The organism is Nonomuraea candida (assembly GCF_000725485.1).
Lineage (GTDB): Bacteria > Actinomycetota > Actinomycetes > Streptosporangiales > Streptosporangiaceae > Nonomuraea > Nonomuraea candida.
This window is the reverse complement of record NZ_JOAG01000015.1, coordinates 320,639-340,519: the sequence shown is the minus strand read 5'-3', so window position 1 is coordinate 340,519 and position 19,881 is coordinate 320,639. Positions and strand designations below refer to the sequence as shown.

The window sequence follows — 19,881 nt, the reverse complement described above, 5'->3', positions numbered from 1 at the left end:
GTTAAGATCCGGGAATGTCGCGTTTCGAGGTGAGCACCCTCGTGCTCGCACCCCCGCAGGTCGTCTTCGCCGCGTCGTTGTCCGTGGACGTGCACGCCTCCTCCATGCGCGGCTCGGGCGAGCGGGCGGTCGCGGGCGTCACCTCCGGGCAGCTCACGCTCGGCGACCAGGTCACCTGGCGGGCCCGGCACTTCGGCCTCACCTGGCACCTGACCTCGGCCATCAGCGCCTGCACCCCGCCTTCGTCCTTCGTGGACGAGCAGGTGGCGGGCCCGTTCCGGCGCTGGCGCCACGAGCACGCCTTCGAGCCGGCGCACGGCGGCGAGGCCACGCTCATGACGGACGTCGTCGACTTCGCCGCGCCCGCCGGCCCGCTGGGCGCCCTGGCCGACGCGCTCGTGCTGCGGCGCTACCTGACCAGGCTCATCCTGCTGCGCAACGCCCACATCAAGGAGATCACCGAAAGCCCGCCCTGACGCGGCCGCGGCGGGGCGGGGTGCGGGGCCGTGGGGCCGTGGGATCTCACTCGGCGGGGCAGGTGGTGCCGGGAGGCGGGAGACGCAGGTCGGTCAGGTACGCCGTGGCGTGCGCGATCGGGCACTTCTTGCCCTGGAGGTACATCACGTGCCCCGGCCCCTCGTAGCCCACGACCACGGAACCCGGCACCATCTTCGTGAAGTGCTCGGTCACCGGCAGGTCGCCCTCGGTGGTGCCGACCCCGAGCACCGGCGGCACCCCGCGTACGTCCAGCGGGCGGGGCGGGTTGGCGACCGGCTCGGGCCAGCCCGTGCAGCCCAGCGCGTCGGCCGACACGGAGGGGAAGTCCGGCGCGATCTCGCGCATCTGCCTGCGGTAGTCCCGCAGCTCCGCCCAGCCGGTGTAGCCGCGCTGGTCGCCGCAGGTCATCGCGAGAATCGCGGGCATCGCCCACACCCGCATGTTGCCGAGCACGGGCTCGGCGAAGCCCGACCCGTCCCCGCGCCGCGCCTTGTCCACCGCCTCGGCGAAGGCCAGCCAGCGGACGTGGCCGGGGCCGGGGTCAGGGCCGAAGCCGAAGCTGCGCAGGTGCCAGCCCGTCAGCTCGCCCGGGCCGAACTGCTCGGACGTGACCGGGATCGGCTCACGGTCGGCGGCGCGGGTCAGCTCCCGCCAGACCTCCGCGGCGTCCTCGCCGTGCAGGGCGCATTCGGGCGTCCGCGCGCACCAGCGGCCGAACCGCGTCAGCGTCTCCTGCGCGTTGCCGTACGTCAGCAGGTTGAACGTGGGCCAGCCCTCGATCTGGTTGGCCACCCCGTCCACGTACATGGCCCGGATGCGCTGGGGGAACAGCCTGATGTACGCCGCCGCGGCCACCCCGCCGTACGAGTTGGCCATGAAGCTCAGCCGCTCCTCGCCCAGCGCCCGGCGGACGGCGTCCATGTCCCGGGCGACGGACAGGGAGTCCAGGTGGGAGAACAGGCCGGTGCGGTCGTCGTCCCGGCACCGCTCGAACGCCTTGCGCATCGTCGCGGCCAGGGCTTCGAGCTGCCTGCGGTGGCGCGGCTCGTACAGCGTCGCCCCCGGCCGCGCGCACGACGCCGGCGAGCTCGCCGCCCAGACGGAGGTGCGGGGGCGGTAGGCGAGCAGGTCGAAGCGGCGGCGCAGCTCGGTCAGGCCGCCGGCCGCGCGCTTGAGGTCCTCGATGCCGTCGGAGCCCGGCCCGCCGGGCACGCCGAGCACACCGCCGATCCGGCGGGCGGGCTCGGTGGCGGGCAGCCTGGCCAGGTCGAGCCTGACCTGCTTCCCGCGTGGCCTGGCCCAGTTCACGGGCACCTCGATCGAGCCGCACTCCATGTCTTCGGGGACGCCCTCACCCGTGCAGGGCCGCCACGTCACCGGGGCCGCCACGCCCGGGCCTAAGGATGTGCCCGCCGCCGGGGCCGATGCCGGGGCCGCCACGCCCGGGCCTGAGGACGTGCCCGCCGCCGGGGCCGATGCCGGGGCCGGCGTGGACGCCGCCGCCGGAGCGGCCGTCGTGCCCGCCAGCGCCGTCAGCGCCAGCCCGGCGGCAAGGCCTGTGACCCTGGCCGTGAACCCGCCCGCGATCCTGCCTGTGATCTTGCCGTTCATGCCCGTCTCCTCCATCCTGTTCGCGTCATGGGTCCACCCTCGCCCGCGCCCCCGCCCGCGCGCCTAGGGAAGCTCCGCCGTCCCGCCCTCCGGACATCCCCCAGGGGTGCACCGGGTGGCCGTCCCGGCGCCGGCTCGGCACGCTGGACGGAGGAGCGGAAAGGAGCAAGCCGGTGCGGATCTGGCGCGAACTCGCCTACGCCCTCAGCGCGGCCCTGATGGCCGTCCTCGGGCTGGGCTACCTGCTCGTCGTCGCGTTCGCGGTGCTGGCCTCGGCCAACATCGTCGGGCTGCCGCTGCTGGCGGGGCTGGTCGTGGGCGCCAGGCGCCTCGGCGCGGCCAACCGGGCGCTGGCGCGGGCGCTGGCGGGCGTGCCGGTGCCGGCGCCCGCGCCGCACCGCCCGGGCCGGGGGCTGGTGAACCGGCTGGGCGTGGCGCTCGGCGACGTGGCCGGCTGGCGGGCCGTCATCCACGCCCTGGTCCGGCTGCCCGCGGCCGTGCTCGCCCTCGCCGCCGTTGCCGGGCTGTGGGGGCTCGGGCTGGTGCTGCTCTCCTGCCCGCTGTGGTGGCAGTCGCTCTCCTTGCCCGCCCTGGCGCCCGGCAGTTGGCCGGCCGCGCTGCTCCTGGCCCTGGCCGGGGCCGGGCTGCTGCTCCTCGCCCCGTGGGGGGTGCACGCCGCGCTGGCCCCGGAACGGCTGCTGGCCCGTACGCTGCTCGGCCCCGCCCCCGGCCAGGCCCGCATCCGCACCCTGGAGGAGACCCGGGCGCTGGCCGTGGACGACGCCGCCGCCGTGCTGCGCCGCGTCGAACGCGACCTGCACGACGGGACGGCCGCCCGCCTGACCGCGCTGGCCATGACCCTCGGCATGGCCCAGGAGGAGCTGGACGCCGCCGCCGAGCCGGAACGCCTGGAGCGCGCCCGCGCCCTGCTCGACAGCGCGCACCGCAACGCCAAGGAGACCCTGTCGGAGCTGACCGACCTGATCCGCGGCATCCTGCCGCCCGCCCTGGACAAGGGCCTGGAGGTCGCGCTGGCCACGCTCGCCGCGCGCAGCCCGCTGCCCGTGGACCTCGACGCCGACCTGCCCGAGCGCCCCTCGCCGGCGGTGGAGGCCATCGCCTTCTTCTGCACCGCGGAGCTGCTGGCCAACGTGGCCAAGCACAGCGGCGCGGGCCAGGCCGCGATACGGGTGCGGGCCGAGGACGGGCGGCTGCGCCTGCGCGTCTGGGACGACGGCGACGGCGGCGCGGCCCTCGGCAGGCGGACGAACCCGGCGGCCGGCTCGGGGTCGGGGCTGCGCGGCCTGACCGACCGCGTACGGGTGGTGGACGGCGTCCTGGAGATCCACAGCCCCGCCGGAGGGCCTACCGTGGTCACCGTCGACCTGCCCCTGCGCGCCCGAACGGACACCGCATGCGCATCGTGATCGCCGAGGACTCCGTCGTGCTCAGAGACGGCCTGAGCCTGCTGCTCACCACGCGGGGCCACGAGGTGGCGGCCGCCGTCGGCGACGGCGAGGCGCTGGTGGCGGCCGTGGCCGAGCACGATCCCGACGTGGCCGTGGTCGACGTGCGCATGCCGCCCACCCACACCGACGAGGGCCTGCGCGCCGCGATCCGGCTCCGCGGCGACCGGCCCGAGCTGGGCCTGCTCGTGTTCTCGCAGTACATCGAGACCCGCTACGCCGCCCGGTTGCTGGCCGGCGGCGCGCGGGGGATCGGCTACCTGCTGAAGGAGCGGGTGGCCGACGTCAAGGACTTCATGTCCGCGCTGGAGCGGATCGCGGCGGGGGAGACCGTGCTCGATCCGGAGGTCGTCACCCAGCTCATGGGCGCCAGCGGCCGCGCCGACGCGCTCGCGCTGCTGACGCCGCGCGAGCGCGAGGTGCTGGCCATGATGGCGCAGGGCCGGTCCAACAGCGCCATCGCCGAGACGCTGTTCCTGTCGTACGGCTCGGTGGAGAAGCACGTCTCCCAGATCTTCACCAAGCTGGGCCTGGCCCCCTCCGACGGCGACCACCGCCGCGTGCTGGCCGTGCTGCGCTACCTCCAGGGGTGAGGCCCGGCCGGGGGTGGACGGGCGGGCGGGTGAGGGCCGATGCTGGGAGGCGGCACTGCCGTGACGATCGGCCGACTGGGAGAGTTCAATGAAGACCCGTTCCTGGATCCACCGTGCTTCCGCCTCCGCCGCCGCCCTGGTCGCGGTGCTGGCGCTGGGCACCGTTCCGGCGCAGGCGGACGACGGGCCGTGCGCGTCCACCGACGCGACCGTCGTCCGCACCCCGCAGGGCGTGACGGTGCTGGCCGACGGCGAGTCGGGCACCAAGCGCCCCTTGTGACCGGCCGGGCGCGGATTCCCCGTCCCGCAGCGGGCGGGGGATCCTTTGCGCCGGCTTTGCCGCACGCCGCCCTCGTGCGCGCGGGGTCCGGCAAGCCCGGGCCGGCGTGCGTCAAGCCCCGGTCCCGGGGCTGGTGAGGGGCGGGCGGGCCAGGGTTTCCGGGTGGGCGCGCGGGGCAGGCGGGTCGCAGGACCGTAACGACGAGCGGCGGTGATCTGCGATGACGCTTCCCAACGGCGCCGGCGGGCAACCGAGCGAGCAACCGTTCGGCGAGCTGGAGCTCGTGCACGCCTTCACCGCGGGCCCGATGCCCACCGGGGTCACGGTCTCCCGCCGGGGGCGGATCTTCGTCAACTTCCCCAAGTGGGGCGACGACGTGACCGCCACGGTGGTCGAGCTGCGTGACGGGGAGGCGGTGCCGTACCCCGACGAGCGGTGGAACGGCGAGGCCGGCGACGAGGCGGGCCGGCTGGTCTCCGTGCAGAGCGTGGTCGTCGATCCGCTCGACCGGCTGTGGATCCTCGACACCGGCAGCCCGCTGTTCCGGCCGCCCCGGCCCGGCGGTCCCAAGCTGGTCCGCGTCGACCTCGCCGACGACACGGTGGCCCAGGTCGTCCACCTGCAGCCGGACGTCGCGCTGGGGACGACGTACCTGAACGACGTGCGCTTCGACCTGCGCAAGGGCGAGAGCGGGTGCGCCTACATCACCGACTCCTCCGACAAGGGCCCGAACGGCATCATCGTCGTGGACCTGGCCACCGGGCAGGCCCGGCGCCGGCTGCACGACGATCCCACCACCAAGGCGGAGACGCCGCCCGGCTTCGTGCCGCTGGTCGAGGGCCGCCCCTTCATGGAACGGCCCCCCGACGGCCCGCCCAAGCCGGTCACCATGGGCGCCGACGGCATCGCCATCTCCGCCGACGGCCGCCGCCTCTACTACTGCCCGCTCCTGTCGCGCAGCCTCTACAGCGTCTCGGCCGACGCGCTGACCGATCCCTCGCTCAGCGAGGAGGAGATCGCGGCCACGGTCGCGTACGAGGGGGACCGGGGCGGGGCGGCCGACGGGCTGGAGTCCGACGACGCGGGCCGCGTCTACATGACGAACTGGGAGCACAACGCCGTCCTGCGACGCCATCCCGACGGGACGATGGAGACCCTCGTGCACGACCCGCGGCTGCTGTGGCCGGACACGCTGTCGGTGACCGACGGGTACGTGTACGTCACGGCCAACCAGCTGCACCGCCAGGCCCGGTTCCAGAACGGCCGCGACCTGCGCCGCCATCCGTACGCGCTGTACCGCATCCCCATCGACGCCGGCCCGGTGCGCCTGCTGCCCTGACCCCCGCGCCGCCTGCCCTCGCCGCCTGCCCTCGCCGCCGGACCCGCGCGCTGTCTGACCCGCGCGCTGTCTGGCCCGCCCGTTGTCTGACTCGCGCGCCGCCGGGCCCGCGCGTGCGGGCCGGCCGGCCGTTCGCGGGTGGCGGAACCGGATTGACCGGCACAGGGCCGATTCCTAAAGTGGGCGCATGCCCACTTCAGCTCAGCCGGGGACGCCGACGTCCCCGCAGGAACCCCACAAGGCCAGGCACGTGGCGGAGTCGTTCGGCGAGGACGCCGAGCGTTACGACCGGGCCCGGCCCCGCTATCCCGACGCGATGGTGCGGCGCATCATCGCCGCCAGCCCCGGCCACGACGTCCTCGACGTCGGCGCGGGCACCGGCATCGAGGCCCGGCAGTTCCAGGAGGCCGGTTGCCGGGTGCTCGCGGTCGAGCCCGACGCGCGCATGGCCGAGGTCACCCGGCGCGGCGGCACCGAGGTCGAGGTGGCCACGTTCGAGGCGTGGGAGCCCGCCGGCCGCACCTTCGACGCGGTCATCGCCGGGACGGCCTGGCACTGGGTCGACCCGGTCGCCGGCGCGGCCAAGGCGGCGCAGGTGCTGCGTCCCGGGGGCAGGATGGCGGCGTTCTGGCACGTGTCCGACCAGCCTCCCACCGTGGCCGCCGTCGTCACCGAGATCCTCCGCCGGGCGGCCCCCGACCTGCCGATCGTCCCGCCGCGCGAGGGTCAGACGGCCGTGCAGGCCTACCAGCCGCTGCTCACCAAGGCCGCCGGCGGCCTGCGCGAGGTGGGCCGCTTCGGCGAGCCGGAGCAGTGGCAGTTCGACTGGCAGACCTCCTACACCCGGGCCGAGTGGCTGGACCTGATGCCCACGTTCGGCCTGCTGACCCGGCTGCCGCCGGACACCCTGGACGAGGTGCTCGCCGGGGCCGGCGCGGCCATCGACGCCCTGGGCGGCCGCATCACCGTCGACTACGCCACGGTGGTCGTCACCGCCGTCCGCACCCCCTGAAGACCCGCACCCCCTGACGACCCGCGCCCGCCGGCGGCCGGCGAGGAGTGCCGGCTTCCCGCCCGAGTGCCGGCGCGCCCGCGCTCGGGGCGACGACCTCAGCCTTCGTGGAGGAAGTCGCTGATCTCGGGGATGAGCCGCTCGTGCGCGTCCTCCAGCACGTAGTGGCCGGCGTCGGGATAGACGTGGGTGCGGGCGTGCGGGAGGGCGTGGCACCAGTAGGTGAGCATGACCGGGTCGAAGACGGGATCGCGCAGGCCCCAGCCGATGAGGGCCGGCCGGTTCGCGAACCGGTCCAGCTCCCGCCCCGTGTCGTACACGATCCGCCAGGCCGGGTCACCGGGCCGCAAGGGGATGTCGCGGATGAACCGGTGGATCGCGATCCGGTGCTCGGGGCGGGCGTAGGGGGCGAGGAAGGCGGCGCGGACGGAGGCGGGCATGTGGCGGCGCACGCCGAAGGGCCGCCAGGTGGCGCCGCGGGCGAAGAGGTTGTGCCGCAGAACCAGCCGGGCGCCGAGGGCGGTGTCACGCAGCAGCCAGAGCGGGAGCCGCAGGGGCAGGCGCGCGCGGGCGCCGTGCGGGTTGGGGAAGGCGGCCGTGTTGAGGATGACCAGCCGGGCGACGCGGCCGGGGTGGCGGCGGGCCCAGGCCATGCCGATCGGGCCGCCCCAGTCGTGCATGATCAGCGTCCAGCCGCGCTCGGGGGCTCCCCGCTCGGCGACGAGGTGGGCCGTGAGGGCGTCGAGGTCGTCGACGCGGGAGGCGAGCGTGTGAGGATAGCCGGCGGCGGCCGGCTTGTCCGACAGGCCCATGCCGATGTGGTCGGGTGCGATGCACCGGTGGCGGTCGCGCAGCGCGTGGATGGGACGCCGCCACAGGTAGCTCCACGAGGGGTTGCCGTGCACGAACAGCAGGGGCGGGCCCTCGCCTTCGTCCACGTAGTGCTGGCGCAGCCCGGCCCGGGCGGAGTGGACGAACCAGCGGGAGCGGAACGGGTATCCCTCCAAGCGGCTCATCGGCCGGCCTCCGCGAGGTGGGCGGCCAGGCGGGCCAGCCCTTCGGCGGTGCTCACCCGCGGCCGGTAGCCGAGGTCGCGGCGGGCGGCGGACAGGTCGAACCAGTGCGCGGTGGAGGCCTGCTCCACCAGGAACCGGATCGGCGGCGGCGCGAAGGGCAGGCCGAGTGCCCGGGCGAGCGTGCGGCCGTGCTCCAGGAACGCGGCCGCCGCCTTCACCGGCCCGAGCGGCATCCGCCGCCGCACCGGCGGGTGCCCGGCGGCGGCCAGCAGGGCGTTCACCCACGCGCCGAACGTGCAGGGCTCGTCCTGGGCGATGAAGTACGCGCGTCCGCTCAGCGGTGAACCGGCACGCAGCCGGTCCAGGGCGAGGAGGCAGGCCTCGGCCGCGTTGTCGATGTAGACGGTGTCGATGGTCTTGTCGGCCGGGCCGAGTAGCCACAGCAGGCGCCGGTTGGCGGCGAACCGGGGCAGGAAGTGCGGATCGCCGGGGCCCCAGATGAGGTGCGGGCGCAGCGCGAGCGCCGGCAGGCCGCGGCCGGCGGCGGCCAGGACGAGCTGTTCGGCCAGGGCTTTGGAGCGGGGATAGGCCCCGGGGAAGCTGCGCGCGTACGGGATGGTTTCGTCCACCCCCTCCAGGTCGCGCCCGTCGTGGACGACGCTGGGCGAGGAGATGTGGATCAGGCGCGCGCCGTGGCGGGCGCACGCGTCGAGCACGTTGCGCGTGCCGGTCACGTTGATCTCGTGGTAGTCGCGGTCGCGGCCGAGCACACCGGCCAGGGCGGCGCAGTGCACCACCGCCTCGCAGGCGGAGATCGCGGCGTGCACGGCCGCCGGGTCGCGAAGGTCGGCCAGGTGCTGGGTGAGGCCGAGCGCGTCCAGTTCGGGGTGGCGGCGGCGGTGCAGGGTGTGCACGGTGTCGCCGCGGGCGGCCAGCCGCCGGCACACGGCCCGGCCGAGGAATCCGCTCGCCCCGGTGACCAGGACGTTCATCGGAGTCCTGCCCGCAGCCGGCGGGAGGCCCAGGCGGCGAGGACGTGGCGGCGGATCTTGCTGTTGTGCCGGGCGTCCACGGGAAAGCCCGGATGGAACAGCACCTCCTGGATGCCGGCGCTGTGGGGGTGGCGCGCGGCGTGTTCGAGGACGGCGGCCCGGACGCCGGCACGCCGGGCGCCCGGCTCGCGCTCCACCACCAGGATCGGGCGCTGCGCGCCGGCCGGGCCGACGCCGACGAGGGCGGTGCGGCGCACGCCGGGCAGGGCCGCGAACAGCGGCTCGACGTGTTCGGTGCACAGGTCGCCGCCAGGGGCGCGGACGCGCTCGGACCTGCGGCCGGCGAACCAGAGCCTGCCGTGGCCGTCCAGGTGGCCCAGATCGCCCATGCGGTGCCAGACCCGGTTCCCGTCGGCGATCCTGGCCAGGGAGGTGGCGCGGGGATCGTCGAGGTACGGATCGCCGAGCGCCGGGGAGGCGACCAGGATCTCGCCCAGCGTGCCGACCGGCACGAGGAGCTCGTCGCTCCACAGGCCGATCGCCTGGTCGGTGACGCCGATGACGCGCACCTGCACGCCCGTCACCGGCCGGCCCAGGCAGGTGCCGGTCCCCGGGTGCTCGACGGCGGCGGCGCGCAGGTCGGCGCCCTCGATCGCGGCCACCGGCAGGCACTCGGTGGCGCCGTAGACCGACAACACCCGGGCCGCCCGGGGCAGGCAGCGGCGCACCCGCTCCAGGGTGGGCAGCGGCAGCGGGGCCCCCGCCACCGCGACGGTCTCCACCGTGTCGAGCACCACGCCCCGGGAGACACAGTGCCGGGCCAGCCGGTCCAGCAGCGCCGGGGCCGCGAACACGGTGGTCACGCGGTGGCGCAGGATGTCGGTGGCCAGGGCGGCGAAGTCGGCGCGGATCGGCCGCCGCGGGTCCACGTCGGGGATCACGGCGGTCGCTCCCAGCGCCGTGGCGGCCAGCGCGAACGGCAGGAACGTCGACAGCACGGATGTGTCCGGCCGGATGAGGCGCAGCCCGCCGAGCAGCTCCAGTTGCGCGGCCAGGTGGCGGTGCCGCAGCGGCACCCCCTTGGGCGGGCCGGTGGACCCGGAGGTGCAGGCGATCAGGGCGACGTCGCCCGCCGCCGGCGCGTACGACGGCGAGCCGGTCGCGGGCCCTCCTGCCGGATACTCGCGCGCAAGGCGGCGTGCGGCGGCCTGCGGCCCTGCGCCCGTGAGCCGGCCCGGAGGCTCCGGCGCGTGGCGGCGTGCGGCGGCCCGCAGCGACGCGAGGGTGTGACCCGGCCAGAACCGGCGTGGACCCACCGTGATGGTGACGCGGTTGCTGCGCCTGGCCCAGCCCAGCGCCAGCCGCGCCGCCTGGGCGAGCGGAACGCCGATGAACGCCTCGGGGGCGGCCCGCTCCAGACAGCGCCGGATGGCGGCGTACGGCATGCCCGGATCGACCAGCACCGGCACCGCGCCCAGCCGGAGCAGTGCCAGCGCCAGCGCCACGAGGTCCACCCCGGGGTGCACCAGCAGCACGGCACGCATGCCGTGGCGCACCCCGGCCAGGGCCAGGGCGGCGGTGGTCTCCTCCACCGTCCGCGCCAGCCGGGCGTTGCCGACGGTCAGCGGCGCGCGGCCTCCGATGTGGCAGGCGATGCCGTCCGGCCGGTCATGGAGGTGATGGCCGAGGAGGGCGAGGAGCTCGCCCGCCGCGACGCCGGCCGGCCCGGCAGCGCCGGGCCTGTTCGGCGTCACCACCTGACCACGACGATGCCGGCGCTGAACCCGCTGGCCAGCCCGACCAGAGCGACCAGGTCGCCGCGCCGCACCCGCCCGGCCGCGACCGCCTGGGCGAGCTGGACGGGCAGGGTGGCGGCGATGAGGTTGCCGTGCTGGGCGATGGTGACGACGACCTTGTCCGGCGGGATTCCCACGTGCTCGCAGAACTTCCACAGCGCGGGCAGCGACGCCTGGTGCACGCAGATGGCCGCGAAGTCGTCCCACGCCAGGCCGAGCTCGGCGATGGCCTTGGGCAGCACGGTGAGGTCGGTTCGCTCCAGGCTGCGGGCGAGCTCGACGCCGTTGACCGTGAGCGGCTCGATGACCGGCCAGTCGGCCTCCGGGTCGGTGGTCAGGTTCAGGGCCCGCACGGTCGCCGCCTCCCAGCCGGCCGGGTAGGCGGTGAACCGGTGGCCGAGCACGCCCGGCTCCGCCGCGGCCTCCAGCAGCAGGGCGGCCCCGGCGTCGCCGACGGTGTAGGCGGCGGCGAAGGAGAAGAACTCCTTCGTACCCGACAGCGTCCACGGCATGAACGCGGTGGCCATCTCGCCGGAGCAGATCAGCACCCGCCGGTGCCGCCGTGCGGCGATGAGCGCGTCGGCGACCTGGATGGCGTTCAGCACGCTGTTGCAGGCGTTGCGCACGTCGAACGCCAGGCAGCCAGCGCCCAGCTTCGCCGCCACGATAGGCGCGGTCGCGGGCTCGATCACGTCCATCGTCACGGCCGCGAAGATGATCAGGTCGAGGTCGTCCGCCCGCAGGTCCTGCTCGGCGAGCAGCGTCCGGGCGGCGTGGACGGCCAGGTCCGAGGGCTTCTCGTGCGGCGCGGCGATGTGCCGCCGCCGCACCCCGCTGCCGCTGTGGATGACGCCCCGGGGCAGTTTCAGGGCGGGGTTGCGCGCGGCGAGCCGGTCCTCCAGCTCCGCCGTGCTCATGGTGGCCTGCGGCAGGTGGGCGGCCACGCCGGCCAGCCGGGAGTGGACGGCGGTCATGGCGCGTCCTTGGCGGCGGATTGGAGGCCGAGGTGCAGCAGCGCCGTACGGGTGATGTCGTTGATCGTCCCGGCGCCGCGGGCCAGCTCCATGGGCGGGATGTCCACGCCGAACTGGTGCCGGATGGACACGAGCAGGTCGGTGGCCATGAGCGAGTCCATGCCGTACTCGTCCAGCCGCCGGTCGGGGTCGATGTCGGCGGCGGGGATGAGCAGCACGGTGGACAGCAGCGCCGTGAGGTGTTCGGCGACGTAGGCGTGCATCTCCTCGCCGCTCATCGTCGCCAGCTTCGCCAGCAGGTCGCCGGTGTCGAGGTCGAGGTCGGCGCCGGGCGGCAGCACCGCCGACAGCCAGGGCCTGCGCAGCCCGGGCAGCAGCTGTCGCATGCGGGCCCAGTCGCAGCGGCCCACGGCCGCGACGTCGGCGTGCTCGGCGAGCATGTCGTCCACGGCGGCCAGCGCCTTGCCGGTGGCCAGGGAGTGGATGCCGAGCTTGGCCAGGGCCTCGGCCTGGGTGCCGTGGGCCAGGACGCCGGTGCCGGCGAGCGCGCCCAGGCAGACCGCCAGCGCCGGCCGGCCCTGCGCCCTGCGCCGGCGGGCCAGCGCCTCCAGGAACAGGTTGGCCGACACGTAGGGCGCCTGGCCGATGTTGCCGATCGTGGTCAGCGACGAGTACAGGATGAACGCCTCCAGGGGCAGGCCGGCGGTGAGCTCGTCGAGGACCAGGGCGCCGGCGATCTTGGGGCGCAGCACGGCCCTGATCCGGTCGTCGGACAGGTCGGCCAGCGCCCCGTCGTCGAGGTGCATGGCGGCGTGCACGACCCCGCGCACCAGGTGGCCGCCGGCGTCCAGCTCGCGCAGGATCTCGCGCATGGCGTCGCGGTCGGCGACGTCCGCGGCGTACGCGCGGGCCCGCGCCCCGAGCGCCGCCAGCTCCGCCAGCAGCGCGGGCGCCTCGGGGGTGTCCGCGCCGCGGCGGCCGACGAGCGCCAGGCGCCGGACCCCGGCGCGGGCGAGGTGACGGGCGGTGGCCGCGCCGAACCCGGTCAGCCCGCCCGTGATCAGGTACGTGCCGCCGGAGCCGCGGCCCGGCGGGACCGGCCGCGTCCGCACCATGACCGGCTCGTCGCGCGGATCGAGGGAGACGACCACCTTCCCGACGTGCCGGGAGTGCCGCATCAGCGCGAAGGCGTCGGCGACGCGCTCGGCGGGATACACCGTGTGCGGCAGCGGGCGCAGGCGGTCCAGGAGGGAGCCCGCCACCCTGCCTTCGGCGACCACGGCCGGGTTCTTCCACAGCAGCGTGCCGACGTCGACCCCGAAGAAGGAGATGTTGTCGCCGAAGGGCCGCAACGGCAGGTGCCCGCTCTGGTAGATGTCACGTTTGCCCAGCTCCACGAAGCGGCCACCGTGCCCCAGACACTCCAGGCCGCGGCTGATGGCCTCGCCCGCCAGCGAGTTCAGCACGACGTCCACGCCACGGCCTCCGGTCAGCTGCCTGACCTGCTCGGCGAAGCGCAGGCTGCGCGAGTCGAGCACGTGGTCGGCGCCGAGCGCGCGCAGCAGGTCGCGTTTGGCGGGGCTGCCGGCCGTGGCGATCACGCGTGCGCCGGTCAGCCGCGCGTACTCCAGCGCGGCCAGCCCGACACCGCCCGCACCGCCGTGGACCAGCACGCTCTCCCCGGGCTTGAGGCGGGCACAGTTGTGCAGCGCGTGGTAGACGGTGGAGCAGGCCATGGGCAGGGTGGTGGCCTGGGCGAACGTCATCCCGTCCGGGATGTGGCCGGCCACGCTCGCGTCGATCAGGGCGTGGCTGCCGAACCCGACGGGCCCCGGCGCCGCCACCCGGTCACCGGGCTTGACCCGGGTGACCTCCGGCCCGACGGCGACGACGGTGCCGGCGCATTCCAGGCCCAGTTCGTGGCCGCCGAAGACGGCCTCGACCGCCTCGGCCGGCAGCAGGTTCACCACGAACATCACGTCGCGGAAGTTCAGCCCGATCGCCCGCACCTCGACCAGCGCCTGTCCCGGGCCCGGCGCGGGCATCTCCGCCTGTTCCCAGCCCAGCTTGTACGACAGGCCGGGGTCGGACACGGCCAGCCGGAAGGCGTCCGGCTCCGTGGCACCGGCGGACGCCGGGACGGCGGGGGCGGGCGTCTCCACCAGGCGCGGGACGAAACGGCCCCGCCGGGTCAGCAGGAGCTCGTCCTCCTCGCCGGGGGTCAGGAGCTCGGCCGTCAGCCGCGCCGCGTCGGTCTCGTCGCTGCCGGTCCGGTGCAGGCACAGCCGCCGCAGGTCGATCCGGGGCTGCTCGTTGGCCAGCGAACGCGCGGTCCCCCAGGTGGCCGCGTCCTGCGGATGGACGGGCCCGCCCGCGAGGCCGGGCTCCGGGAGCGCGCCACTGGGCCGGCTGACCAGCCACAAGGTGATCCGCGCATCGGGGGGCAGCTCCTCACAGGCCAGGGAGACCGCGCGCAGCAGGGCGGCCCGCCGGGTGACCTGCTCGACGACCGCCTCGGTCACAGGCCCGGACGGTGCCGCGGCGATCGTCTGGGTGGCGGGTTCGGAGGGTGCTGCGGCGATCGTCTGGGTGGCGGGTTCGGAGGGTGCTGCGGCGATCGTCTGGGTGGCGGGTTCGGAGGGTGCTGCGGCGATCGTCTCGGTCGCGGGCGAGGACGGTGCTGCGTCGCACGCGTCGCCGAGGACGATCGTGAGCGTGACTCCGTCGGTTGACGCGTGTATCCGCGCGGTCAAGCCGGCCGGGTCGTCGCTGAAGGGCGACACGCTCACGTGCGCCCCGTGGCTTTCCAGTGACGTGGCCAGCGCGGCGGGCAGAGCGTCCCGATCGTCCTCGGCGAGGATGATCCAGGTGCCGGTGCCGGCCGCATCGGGTGATGCCTGCTCGGGACGTGCCGAGACGGTGGTGGGGGCGGTGGCCAGCAGCACGGAGAACTCCTCGGCGTCAGGATCGCTCTCCAGGCCCGCCTGCACGATGTCGGTGTAGCCGGTCGCGGTCAGCACCTGCGACCAACCCCGCCGCGACAGCAGCGGCGAGACCGGCCGGACGTCGACGTCGGTGAAGTCCCAGAACTCCGGCATCAGGCCGGCGAAGGGCAGCAGGGCCTCCACCCGGTGCGGCTCGGCGATCAGGAGCTTGCCGCCGGGCCCGAGCAGGGTGGCCAGCCTGCGCAGCGCGGCGGTCACGTCTCGGGCCAGGTGCACGCACCCGGCGGCCACCACCAGGTCGTAGCCGCCGGTGAGGTGCCCGGTCAGGTCGCCGCTCGGGTCGGCGTTCGGGTCGGCGTTCGCGGCGGCGTTCGGGGCGCCGGTCACGTCGCCGGTCACGTCGCCGGTCACGTCGCCGTTCAGCTCGCCGTTCGGGACGTCGTTCAGGTCGAGGAGGCCGTACTCGACGAAGTCCACGCCGGAGAAGCGTTGCCGGAGCTGGGCCAGCGCCGGTTCGGCGGCGTCGGTGATCGTGTAGCGGGTGCGGTCGGCGGGCAGGACCGGCAGCAGCGACGCGGTGGTGCCGCCCGTTCCCGCCCCCACCTCCAGGATGCGCAGCGGCCGGTCGGCGGGCCACTGCCGGACGATCTGCTCCACCAGCGCCCGGGCGGTCCGGTTGGCGAACAGGCTGATCGGCCCGATGTCGTGCACCTGGTCCAGCAGCTCGGCGGCGCCGCCGGAGGTGAGCACGTCGGCCGCCGTCACCTCGCCGCGCAACAGCCGGGGCAGGTGCAGGCAGGCCCGCGCCGCCAGCGCCGTCTGAGCCGTGAACGGGGTCCCGGCGAACAGGTCGCGCAGCGCCTCGGCCGGGTTCCCGCCGGGCGCGGCGAGCCGCACCTCGTGCTCGCCGAGGCGTTCGAGCAGGCCGTGCCGTTCCAGGAGCGGCAGCGCCGCCTGCAGCATGCGCCGGTGGTGCGGCTGCGCGCAGGTGGCCGGCAGGTCATCGGTGGTGAGGTGGCGCGCGTCGTGCCCCGTGGCCTCGGCCTCCTCATCCCCTTCGGCGTGGGTCGGCCGCATCAGCGCCGTGGCCAGCGCGCGGGCGAAGGTCTCCTCCAGCCGTGCCGTGTAGTCGCCGTGACCGACCTCCCGCCAGGCCGCCCGCAGGGTGGCGAGCCGCTCGGCGGCCCCCGCCAGGAGCCTTTCCGGATCGGGCGCCGGCCATGCTCCCACCGGCTCGCCGGGCCGGGGCGCCGCCCGCAGCTCGACGTGGTACCGGCTGACGGGTGTGGCGTGGACGCCGGGAATCCGGCGCAGCCTGACGCCCGTCAGCTCGGCCGCCACCCGTCCGTCGCCGTCGGCGACCGTGATGTCCCAGCAGACCTCCTCGAAGCTGCCGGAGGTCTCGCGTACGTGAAGCAGGCCCTCCGGCTCCGGCCGGGACCACAGCCGGACCGCCCCGATCGCCGCGGGCATGTAGCCGGTGCCCGACCGCAGCGCCTCCACCAGCCGCACCACCCCTGCCTGCAGCCCGCTGTCCAGCAGCACCGGATGGGCCTGGTAGCGCTCGTCGCGCTGCTGCGGGCAGGCGTAGGTGGCCAGCACTTCGCTCTCGGCCGTCCACAGACCGGTCAGGACCTGGAACTCCGGCCCCCACACCATGCGCCCCTCGGCGGCCCGCGCGTAGTAGTCGGCCACGTCCACGGGCGTGGCGACGCGGGCGCGCAGTTCCGCCACGTCCAGCGGTGGCGGGGCCGGGCGCAGCAGCGGGCGTACCCGTGCCCGGGCGTGCTCGCGCGGATGCTGCCCGCCCAGCGTCGTGCTGGCCACCGTGAGCAGGCCCGTCTCGGGCCACAGCGACGTCTGTACGCACGCCTGTTCCGCGCTCGGCCCCGGCACCGCCAGAGCCCGGGTGATGGCCATCTGGTCGACCTCGACCGCCTCGCCGGCCTCCGGTATCGCCAGCCGGCCGGCGGCCAGGGCCATCTCCACGTAGCCGGTCGCGGGCATCACCGCCACCCCGCCCGTCCGGTGTTCGGTGATCCAGGGCGCCCGCACCTGGTTCAGCTCGCCGTACCAGGTGGGGGCGAGCATCGGCAGCCGCTGGCCGAGCAGCGGATGCCGGATCGACGGATCACCGATCGTGCGCGTCCAGGAGAGCGGAGTGCCGATCCAGTGCCGCTGCCGCTGCCACGGATACGCCGGCAGCGTCCGCACCTCGCCGCGGCGGGGAAAATAGCGGTCCCAGTCGATCTCGGCTCCGGCGGCGATGATCCGGGCGACCGCGCGCCGCACCGCGCGCACCCCCGGCTGCGCCACCGAGGGGCCGCCCACCGAGGGACCACCCACCGAGGGGCCGCCCACCGCGGCCGGCGTCGCGTCCGCTGACCGGCCCTGCTCGGGGCGTCGCAGCGTGGGGATGACGGCCGCGCGCACGCGGCTCGCGCCGGAGGTCCGGCGCAGGTAGGACTGCAGCACCGGGTGGGGGCCGACCTCCACCAGCACGTCGAACGCGTCGGCGAGCGCCCGCTCCGCCGCGGCCGCGAAACGCACCGGACGGCGTACGTTCTGCCACCAGTACTCCGCGTCCAGCTCCTCACCGGTCAGGACGTCGCCCGTCACCGTGGAGATCATCGGGATCCGCGCCCGCGACGGCCGCAGGTCCGCCAGCGCCCCGCACAGCCCTTCGCGCACGCCGTCCATGGCGGCGCTGTGGAAGGGGTAGTCCACGTTCAGCTCGCGGAAGAACACCTCCCGTGCGGCCAGGCTCTCGCCCAGCAGGCGCAGCGACTCCTGCGGCCCGCTCACCGTCACGTCCCGGTCGGAGTTCACGGCCGCGATCTCCAGCAGCGGATGGCCGGCCAGGACCTGCACGGCCGCCGTCTCCGGCAACCCGACCGCGGCCATGCGGCCCTGTCCGCGGGTCGCCGCCTGCGCCCGGCCGCGTTCGGCGATCACCTGGGCCGCCTGGCTCAGCGACAGCGCTCCGCAGGCGTAGGCGGCGGCCACCTCGCCCACGCTGTGGCCCAGCACCGCGCCCGGCCGCACGCCCGCCGCGGCGAGCAGTTCCACCAGGCCGGCCTGGACGGTGAACAGCAAGGGCTGAGCGATGTCGGTCTCCGACAGCCGCCACTGGTCCGGCGGCGCGGCCAGCTCCTTCGACACCGACCAGCCCAGCCTGGGCGTCAGCTCGGCGTCCAGCTCCTCGACGACCGCCCGGAAGGTCGCGTCGGCCAGCAGGTCGGCGCCCATCCCCGCCCACTGCGATCCGTTGCCGCAGAACACCAGCGCCACCCGGCCGTGGGCCATCGCCTCTCCGGCCACTGCCCCTGCCACGTCGGCCGCCTGCCCCAAGGCGGTGCGGCTTGCGGCGGCGACGGCCGTCCGGTCCAGGGAGCCGTGCCCGTTGGCGGACACCGCCGCCTGATCCGGGGCGGCCTGCCGGCCTGGGGAGGTGACCGCTTGGTCCGGGGCGCCGGTGCGCAGGCCGGACAGACCGGCGGCGGCCTCGGCCGCGGACGGGGCCAGCACCACGGCGCGATGCGGATGAAGAGCGCGCCGCCGGGTGGCGGTGTAGGCCACGTGGTAGAAGTCGTGCTCGTCCACGGACTTCAGGTGCTCGGCGGCACGGGCCACGGCCTCGGCCAGCGCCGCCGGGCTGCGCGCCGAAACCACGAACGGCAGCTCACCCGCCTCCTGACCCGCCGATCCGGACGACGGCTGTGTCTCCTGGGCCGCCGGTCCGGCCGGAGGGCGAGGTTCCTGGCTCGCCGGTTCGGCCGGAGGGTGAGTCTCCTGGCCCGCCGGTTCGGTCGGCGGGTGAGCTTCCTGGAGCGGGCCGGCAGGACGTGCGGAGATGACCTGATTGTGCTGACGGCCGGGGGAGGGGCGGGCGGGGATCTCCCCGGGCGCGGGGGCGAGGGCCACGTGGACGTTCGCGCCGCCGAATCCGAAGGAGTTCACTCCCACCACGATCCGCCCGCTCACCTCGGGCAGCGCCCGGGCCCGGGTCGCGACGCTGAGCCCGAGCCCGTCGAAGTCGATGTCCGGATTGAGCGATGCGGCGTGCAGCGAGGGCGGGATCGTCCGGTGCCGCAGCACCAGCAGGGCCTTGAACAGCCCCGGCATGCCGGAGGCCGGCTCCAGGTGCCCGACGTTGGTCTTGACCGACCCGATCGGCAGCCTGCCGGCCCGGCGCATGCCCAGCGCCCGCCCCAGCGCCCGGCATTCGGCCGGGTCGCCCACCTGTGTGCCGGTGCCGTGCGCCTCCACGTACGCCACCTCGTCCGGGCTGATGCCGCACGTGTCGTACACCTGCCGCAGCAGCGCCTCCTGCGCCTCGGCGTTGGGCAGCGCGAGCCCCATCGTGTGGCCGTCGTTGTTGGCGGCGGCACCGATGATCACGCCGTGCACCCGGTCGCCGTCGGCGAGCGCGTCGGCCAGCCGCTTGAGCACGACCACGCCGCCGCCCTCCGCGCGGACGAACCCGTCGGCGTCGGCGGAGAAGGCCCGGCACCGGCCCGTCGGCGACAACATCGACGCCTGGCTGAACCCGATGAAGCCCATGGGGCCGAGCAGCACGTTGATCCCGCCGGCCAGCGCCGTCCGGCAGGACCCGTCGATCAGCGCCCGGTAGGCCCGCTCGACCGCCTGCAGCGAGGACGAGCACGCGGTGTCGATGGACATGCTCGGCCCGCGCAGGTCGAAGGCGTGCGACAGCCGGTTGGCCACGATCGACAGCGTCGAGCCCGACATCGTGTACGGGCCGACCGCGCCGGGCTCCATCGCCTGCAACGCGCCGTACGAGGGGTCGGACACGCCGACGAACACCCCGGTGTCGCTGCCGGCCAGGCGCGCCGGGTCGATGCCGGCGTCGTCGAAGGCCTCGGCCGCCATCTCCAGCATCAGCCGCTGCTGGGGGTCCATCGCGACGGCCTCCTTCGGCGTGATCCCGAAGTAGGCGGCGTCGAAGGTGGCGACGTCGTCGAGGAAGCCGCCCGCGCGGGTGTAGCTCCGGTTCGGCCTCGGGATGCTCTCATCGACGTACCGGTCGGTCTCGAACCGGTCCGGCGGCACCGTGCTGACGAGGTCGTCACCGCGGATCAAGGCGCTCCACAGCGCCTCCAGACTCATGATGCCGCCGGGAAGCCGGCAGCCCGTGCCCACGATGGCCACGGGCTGCCCGGGCCGGGGACGGCCGGTCTCTTCCGCTGCGGTCCGGCGGTGGTCTGCCTCAGCATCACGCATGCTGTCGCCTCTCGGTCGCTCCTTCCTTCACGCAACCATAGCTTTACGTAGTCTTGAAGTTACTATGGGCTGTCACGGGTGGAAAGGAAGTCTCCTGCGGAGGTAAGGGGGCCTG

General features: G+C 75.2%; 12 protein-coding genes. 6 read left to right on the top strand and 6 right to left on the bottom strand.

The window, feature by feature from the left end; genetic code table 11:
* Nucleotides 1-14 precede the first annotated feature (14 nt).
* Complete coding sequence (locus IO39_RS16475) at nt 15-476, top strand: SRPBCC family protein (protein ID WP_043622942.1); 462 nt, start codon at nt 15-17, stop codon at nt 474-476.
* Nucleotides 477-522: 46 nt separating this feature from the next.
* Here IO39_RS16475 and IO39_RS16470 read toward each other — a convergent pair whose 3' ends face one another.
* Entirely contained in the window at nt 523-2,109 is a 1,587-nt protein-coding gene (locus tag IO39_RS16470) for an alpha/beta fold hydrolase (protein WP_157548420.1), read from the bottom strand.
* 173 nt (nt 2,110-2,282) lie between these two features.
* Between IO39_RS16470 and IO39_RS16460 the strand changes: the two genes are divergently transcribed.
* From IO39_RS16460 to IO39_RS16440, 5 genes are all read left to right on the top strand, one after another.
* Complete coding sequence (locus tag IO39_RS16460; RefSeq protein ID WP_052422972.1) at nt 2,283-3,536, top strand: sensor histidine kinase; 1,254 nt, start codon at nt 2,283-2,285, stop codon at nt 3,534-3,536.
* Nucleotides 3,524-4,168: a LuxR C-terminal-related transcriptional regulator gene (locus IO39_RS16455; protein WP_043622932.1), complete on the top strand. Its 645-nt coding sequence runs from the start codon at nt 3,524-3,526 to the stop codon at nt 4,166-4,168. The genes IO39_RS16460 and IO39_RS16455 overlap by 13 nt, the downstream gene beginning before the upstream one ends.
* Before the next feature lie 88 nt (nt 4,169-4,256).
* Complete coding sequence (locus tag IO39_RS16450) at nt 4,257-4,448, top strand: hypothetical protein (RefSeq protein ID WP_043622929.1); 192 nt, start codon at nt 4,257-4,259, stop codon at nt 4,446-4,448.
* A 220-nt stretch (nt 4,449-4,668) separates the two neighbouring features.
* Nucleotides 4,669-5,787, top strand: coding sequence for an L-dopachrome tautomerase-related protein (locus IO39_RS16445; protein ID WP_043622926.1), 1,119 nt, complete (start codon nt 4,669-4,671; stop codon nt 5,785-5,787).
* 187 nt (nt 5,788-5,974) lie between these two features.
* A complete protein-coding gene (locus IO39_RS16440; protein ID WP_043622923.1) occupies nt 5,975-6,799 on the top strand; it encodes a class I SAM-dependent methyltransferase in 825 nt (274 codons plus the stop codon).
* A 98-nt stretch (nt 6,800-6,897) separates the two neighbouring features.
* Here the strand turns inward: IO39_RS16440 and IO39_RS16435 are convergent, their stop codons facing one another.
* From IO39_RS16435 to IO39_RS16415, 5 genes are read right to left on the bottom strand one after another with little or no spacing between them, the layout of a single operon-like run.
* Entirely contained in the window at nt 6,898-7,815 is a 918-nt protein-coding gene (locus IO39_RS16435) for an alpha/beta fold hydrolase (protein ID WP_043622920.1), read from the bottom strand.
* Complete coding sequence (locus IO39_RS16430; protein WP_043622918.1) at nt 7,812-8,807, bottom strand: NAD-dependent epimerase/dehydratase family protein; 996 nt, start codon at nt 8,805-8,807, stop codon at nt 7,812-7,814. The genes IO39_RS16435 and IO39_RS16430 overlap by 4 nt, the downstream gene beginning before the upstream one ends.
* Nucleotides 8,804-10,561, bottom strand: a complete 1,758-nt coding sequence (locus IO39_RS16425) for a fatty acid CoA ligase family protein (RefSeq protein ID WP_084772982.1) — start codon at nt 10,559-10,561, stop codon at nt 8,804-8,806. Before IO39_RS16425 ends, IO39_RS16430 begins: the two co-directional genes overlap by 4 nt.
* Nucleotides 10,558-11,577: a 3-oxoacyl-ACP synthase III family protein gene (locus tag IO39_RS16420; protein ID WP_043622914.1), complete on the bottom strand. Its 1,020-nt coding sequence runs from the start codon at nt 11,575-11,577 to the stop codon at nt 10,558-10,560. The genes IO39_RS16425 and IO39_RS16420 overlap by 4 nt, the downstream gene beginning before the upstream one ends.
* Nucleotides 11,574-19,766 carry a type I polyketide synthase gene (locus tag IO39_RS16415; protein WP_084772954.1) on the bottom strand — a complete coding sequence of 2,731 codons (8,193 nt, stop codon included), beginning with the start codon at nt 19,764-19,766 and terminating at the stop codon, nt 11,574-11,576. The genes IO39_RS16420 and IO39_RS16415 overlap by 4 nt, the downstream gene beginning before the upstream one ends.
* Between the last annotated feature and the right edge of the window lie 115 nt (nt 19,767-19,881).